The sequence below is a fragment of the Acinetobacter sp. NIOH-H-8 genome (assembly GCF_046635365.1).
Classification (GTDB): Bacteria; Pseudomonadota; Gammaproteobacteria; order Pseudomonadales; family Moraxellaceae; genus Acinetobacter.
The window spans coordinates 1-5,745 of record NZ_JBHDVN010000088.1; the positions used below are offsets into that span (position 1 = coordinate 1).

Sequence of the window (5,745 nt, forward strand, 5' to 3'; positions counted from 1 at the left end):
CGGTGAGTTACACCGTGACAGCCTATGGAGTTGGGGTAATTCCAAAAGCAGATGCTTTTGGTTCTTGATGGTGAAGTAGGAATTAAACATCAAATCCACATAAGTAGGTTTGAGTAGGTTTTAAATAGCGGTTCAGACTGGTCATGTCTTTAGCGTAAACCAGAAAGGTGAAGTGGTGACTGATCCGAAAACCAAAGAGCGCGTACAGCTTCCAGGTGAGCGCATTGGCAATGTGATGGTCTTTAAAACTTTTGATCAGCTCAGCTATGCTTATGTGCTGGAAAGTGAGTTACCTATCAAGGTGGGTGCCAATATTCAAGCGCCATTGTTAGATGAATAATAGATTGATCCAACTTTACAACTGAAAGAATAAGAAGACACACATATAGGTCTCGATATGCTGAACTCTTTATCACGCGTGCAACTGGAAACACTGACGTTATGGTATCTGGTTCAGCATTCTCTTTCGAGCTTCTATAAAATCAGTCAGCATTATTCAAGTCTAACCACAGCCATACAGCCTGATCAGGTGCCTACCTGGCAGGCGCTTGGCATTCATGCCAATCATGTCCAACGCTTAAAAGACTTCTCTCTTCCAGAATCACAACAGAAATTTCAGCGCTGTCTGGAAAAAGTTCAGCGAGATAGTGATTTTGTTCTACTCTACCATGATCTGCACTATCCGCAGCAACTCAGCCACTATGTAGACAAACCACCGATTATTTTTGGCCAAGGTCAGCCGGATACCCTGCTACAAGCCCAAATTGCAGTTGTGGGAAGTCGCAAGCCGAGTCCTCATGGCCGGCAAGTAGCTTATGATTTTTCCTTTTATTTGAGTGAACAGGGTTTCTATATTAATAGTGGATTAGCACAAGGCATAGATGAAGCTGCTCATCGGGCAGGATTAAAACATCAGGGAACCATTGCGGTGATGGGAACCGGACTGGATCAGACCTACCCTTCTCAACATGCACAATTACGCCAGGAGATTATTGCGCATGGTGGTGCCGTCATTACCGAGTTTCTACCAGAAACCCCACCGTTGCAACATCACTTTCCACGGCGTAACAGGATTGTCAGCGGTTTAAGTCTCGGGGTCATTGTGGCTGAAGCGACCTTAAAAAGCGGCTCTCTGATTACGGCCAAACTAGCTGCCGAACAAGGCAAGACTGTATTTGCCATTCCGGGACATATTTATAGTGAATATCATAAGGGTTGCCATCAGCTGATTCGTGAAGGCGCGATTCTGATTGATCACCCGCAACAGGTGATTGAAGAACTGGCTCTGGCGACTCAATGGCAAGCCTTACAAAATGAAGTACAACATGACATGGCGGATGAACTTCCTGCACACATACCGCCTCATCTGCTCAGACTTTATAACCAGCTGGACTGGGTCGGACAGGATCTGGATCATCTCAGTCATCATCTGCAACAGTATGTGTCTTCTCTGACCAGTCAATTGATGGAACTGGAGCTACTTGGCTTTTGTACCCAGCAAGCTGGTATGTATCTACGTTGTCGTCCACATAAATAAGGTTCACAATAGACACTTCTTGTTTTGATAAGGTATACACATGATCACCACCTCTGTTGCCGAAGCAGCTGAATGTCTCAAAGCTGGACAGGTCTTGGCATACCCTACAGAGGCTGTTTGGGGCTTAGGTTGCGACCCCTACAATGAACAGGCATTTCACCAGATTTTAACCTTAAAACAGCGCCCGATTGAAAAAGGCGTGATTTTACTCGCAGCTCATATTTCACAAGTGGAACATTTACTTCAGGATTTAAGTGAAGAAATGCGTGAAAAAGTAATTGAGTCTTGGAGTAATGATCGACCTACAGACCGGGCAACCACCTGGTTACTCCCTGCCAATGACGATATTCCAGGCTGGATTAAAGGCAAACACCCTAAAGTGGCAGTGCGCGTGACCACTCATCCTCTTTGTGTAGCCTTGTGTCAGGCTTTTGGCGGTTTTATTGTTTCAACCAGTGCCAATCCTGCCGGCTTAGAACCTGCACGTTCCCTGCAAGATGCCATGCGTTATTTTGGTCAGGACCTGAATTATCTGAATGGTGATCTGGGACTGAGCCAGAAACCAAGCCGGATTATTGATGCTGTAACAGGTGAAATTATTCGTGACTGAGCCTTTGCTCAGTCATTTTTCTTTTCAAGCCGACTAAAGTTTTAAGACAAAAAAAAGCTCAACCATATAGGGATGGTTGAGCATAAAAAAGGATGTGTATTATCACATCCAGAGGGTATCGAAATCTCTGGGCATTTCAGCAACAGTCGCTGATCTGCGATGGAGCGTATTATGGGCGAACAGTTTAAAAAAAACAAATATATTTTAGCTCTTAAAAAACAGCTTAAACCTATGATTAATTAATCATTATTTGAAAAAAATTCAAATTATCTTGCTCTTTTTAAAGTGCTTTTTAAAGAAGCTAAAAGCTACTCTTCTCGACTAAAGTCTATTTGCCTTTATTCACGAGATCATTCAAGCAAAAAATTAAGTTTGTTTGTTCGTTTTTTGGGCAACTATTTGGCTTTCAGGAGCACTGGCGCCACAGTTTTTTTCTGGGCCAGCACAATTCCGAACAGAATAATCGCCCCACCAATACTGTGATAAATGGTCCAGGCCTCTTTTAACCAGACAAAGGCAATTAAAGCGGTAAACACCGGCATCAGGTTCATAAAGATACTGGTGCGGGTCGGTCCCAGACGCTGAATCGCCATCATCCACACCAAAGGGGCAATTAATGAAGGGAAAATACTGGCGTAGATAACGCTGCCGGCATTGGTCATATTGATGGCATCAAGACCCAACCAGGCCACAAACGGCAGGTGATACAGCAGCGCAAACAGAATCTGCACATACAGGCTCAGCATTAACGGAATCTGCAGCTGCCATTTTTTCAGAAAAACCCCATAAAAGGCATAGAAAAACACGGCGATAATCATCAGCAGATCGCCCCATTGGCCGCCGGCATGCAGCAGGCCCCAAGGATTGCCCTGCCCCATCACATAGATCAGCCCGGCAAAGGACAACAGACTGCCAATAATGGCGTAGCGATTCGGAATATCGCGCAGAATCAGCATCGACACAAAAATGGTAAAAATCGGAATAAAGGCATTAATAATGCCCATATTGGTGGCGGTGGTGTAATGTGCAGCGGTATAAGCCAGTCCCTGATACAGCACCAGACCAAAGGCACTCAGCACTGCCAGCTGTTTCAGATGCGGCACAATCAGGGCACGCTCACGAATCACCCGCGGCAAAATAAACGGGGTTAGAATCAGAAAGGCAAAAAACCAGCGATAAAAACTGATGCTCACCGGCGAGATAAAGTCGGTCACATAGCGGGTCACGACAATATTCAGTGACCAGATCAGTACCGCAGTCAATGGAAGCAGCATGGCCCACCACATTGTTTTTTGCTGCTGCGTCATAACTTCATCCCTGTCTCTATCTATTGTTAATCTATGCGCTCTTGGCAAGTGCCTAAGCATAATTGATTTTTCAACTAAAATTAATGCTATTTGTAGCTGGCAGGTAAGCATTTCACTGATTCCGACTTGTACTGTATTTAAATACCCGTTAAAACAAATAGCCCTCATTCATTTAATAAAAAGGAAATCTGATGAGCACTTCTGTGTATGACATTCCGGTAAAAACGATTCAAGGAACGGACACGATGCTGAACCAGTATCAAGGCAAAGTCTTGCTGCTGGTAAATGTGGCATCAAAATGTGGCCTCACTCCACAATACGAAGGCTTGCAAAAACTCTATGATGATAAAAAAGCCGAAGGACTGGAAATCTTAGGTTTTCCTTCTAATGATTTTCTGGAACAGGAACCTGGAAGTGAAAGGGAAATTCAGGAATTCTGTTCCCTGAACTATCAGGTGGATTTCCCGCTGTTTGCCAAAATTCCGGTCGTGGATGAAACTAAACATCCTTTGTATGCCACTTTGACTCAGGCTGTGCCAGAACGTATCGGTGAAGGTCCATGGTGGAAAGATCTGGTCGATTACGGCCTGACTCCAAATGAACCGCCTGAAGTTCTCTGGAACTTTGAAAAATTCCTGGTCAACAAACAGGGGGAAGTCGTTGCACGTTTTGCACCGGATATCACGGCAGATGATCCACGCCTGCTGGATGCAATCAATGCCGAGCTTGCTAAATAAGTCTTTTTAAATAGGTCGGTTGCAACTGATGACAAGTTTAGCCGACCTGGCTCATGGGCATGAACATTGAATTTCATATTTTTTTCACAAACTTATCTAAAAATTATGTTTGCTGAAACCGCCCAGACCCGATAAAACATGAGCCTATTTCTATAACAATTCGAGTAAAACAATATGAGTCAGTCCATTTATGAGATTCCGGTAAAACCGTCACAGGAGAAAATACGACTTTGTCCGATTATCAGGACAAAGGCCTGCTGATTGTGAATGTCGCATCAAAATGTGGTTTAACTCCACAATATGAAGGACTGCAAAAACTTTATAATGAGAAGAAAACCGAAGGACTGGAAATTCTAGCTTTTCCTGCGAATAACTTTAAAGGTCAGGAACCGGGCACAGACGAGGAAATCCAGCAGTTCTGCAGTCTGAACTACAATGTGGATTTCCCGCTATTCTCCAAGATCTCTGTCGTAGGTGAAGATCAACACCCTCTTTACCATTATCTGACCGAAGCTCAGCCACAACGTACAGGCGGCGAAGATTTTGCAGAGCGCCTGAAAAGTTTTGGTAATACGCCAAATGAATTACCAGAAGTGCTGTGGAACTTTAAAAAATTCCTGGTCAACAAGCAAGGCGAAGTGGTCGCGCGTTTTGCACCAAATATTCCAGCAGATGATGCTCGCTTGCGAGATGCGATCAATGCAGAATTGGCTAAATAATTTGTAACAGTAATGTAAGTATCTATTTCAATAATAGATACTTATTATTTAAATAAAAATCAAATACTTATAACCATATTTACGTAGCTCTAAAATCTCCATGATTTACGCTTAATTTTTATTTTTCTACAACACTTCATTCCATATTTATCAATGAGTTGAGCCTAATATGCAGTTATCCCAAGAGAGATAACGATAGGTTCAAAACATGAAAGACTTAGTAAAAGCAGTCGTATTTTCATTATCTAGTGCACTTATGGCGACTTCAGCTTTTGCTGCAGCTCCAGAGCATCACTCGCAACACCATCAGCCACAAAAAACGCATGTTCAGCAGCATGCGCAGCATAAATCCCCTGCACACGCTCAACAGCATAAACAGGTGTATAAAAAAGTAGATCCTTCACGCGATTGGCGTGTAGGTCAAAAAGTACCGGCTCAGTTCCAGAGCAAAGTTTACAAGGTAGATCCCAGCAAATACAAAAGACTCAGCAAACCTGGTAAAAACCAGCAATGGATCAAAGTAAATGGTGACTATATCCTCACCAATGTGATGAGCCATAACATTATCAAAATTATTGCAGGATAAGTTTTATCCTCCTCGGTGAAAAAAGAGTGCTTCGGCCATTGCTGTCCCACAATTTTTCACAAGAGGAAGCTCATTTGAGCTTCCTCTTGTTTTATGGGTATTTTATCGGATGAAAATAAAGTTTTTAAAGTTCTTCTTTCAAACAAATTCACTTGAATTATTCTGAGTAAACGTTGAACTGTCCAACCTGTTTTTCCTAAATGTTGAGCGAAACTCACCAATAAATAGGCGATCATCGCAATCCAGATT

At 43.1% G+C, this 5,745-nt stretch carries 5 protein-coding genes and 3 pseudogenes; 6 read left to right on the top strand and 2 right to left on the bottom strand.

The features are described from left to right. Nucleotides 1–130: 130 nt before the first annotated feature. From ACEWB7_RS16820 to ACEWB7_RS16830, 3 genes and pseudogenes are all read left to right on the top strand, one after another. Nucleotides 131–340: pseudogene (locus ACEWB7_RS16820) on the top strand (peptidoglycan-binding protein LysM); the annotation flags it as partial. Nucleotides 341–397: 57 nt separating this feature from the next. Next, complete coding sequence (gene dprA / locus ACEWB7_RS16825) at nt 398–1,537, top strand: DNA-processing protein DprA (RefSeq protein ID WP_034705682.1); 1,140 nt, start codon at nt 398–400, stop codon at nt 1,535–1,537. 40 nt (nt 1,538–1,577) lie between these two features. After that, entirely contained in the window at nt 1,578–2,147 is a 570-nt protein-coding gene (locus ACEWB7_RS16830; RefSeq protein ID WP_034171542.1) for an L-threonylcarbamoyladenylate synthase, read from the top strand. A 395-nt stretch (nt 2,148–2,542) separates the two neighbouring features. Here the strand turns inward: ACEWB7_RS16830 and ACEWB7_RS16835 are convergent, their stop codons facing one another. Beyond that, complete coding sequence (locus ACEWB7_RS16835; RefSeq protein WP_034705680.1) at nt 2,543–3,454, bottom strand: DMT family transporter; 912 nt, start codon at nt 3,452–3,454, stop codon at nt 2,543–2,545. Nucleotides 3,455–3,645: 191 nt separating this feature from the next. Here ACEWB7_RS16835 and ACEWB7_RS16840 point away from each other — a divergent pair, with 191 nt between their 5' ends. From ACEWB7_RS16840 to ACEWB7_RS16850, 3 genes and pseudogenes are all read left to right on the top strand, one after another. Further along, complete coding sequence (locus ACEWB7_RS16840) at nt 3,646–4,191, top strand: glutathione peroxidase (RefSeq protein ID WP_312310241.1); 546 nt, start codon at nt 3,646–3,648, stop codon at nt 4,189–4,191. Between the two features lie 174 nt (nt 4,192–4,365). Then, nucleotides 4,366–4,910: pseudogene (locus ACEWB7_RS16845) on the top strand (glutathione peroxidase). Between the two features lie 208 nt (nt 4,911–5,118). Beyond that, the gene (locus tag ACEWB7_RS16850) at nt 5,119–5,496 is read left to right on the top strand and encodes an RcnB family protein (protein ID WP_125279452.1); all 378 of its coding nucleotides are present in this window, start codon (nt 5,119–5,121) and stop codon (nt 5,494–5,496) included. A 56-nt stretch (nt 5,497–5,552) separates the two neighbouring features. On the opposite strand, the pseudogene ACEWB7_RS16855 reads toward ACEWB7_RS16850, so the two are convergent. Next, nucleotides 5,553–5,745, bottom strand: a pseudogene (locus ACEWB7_RS16855) (IS4 family transposase); the annotation flags it as partial.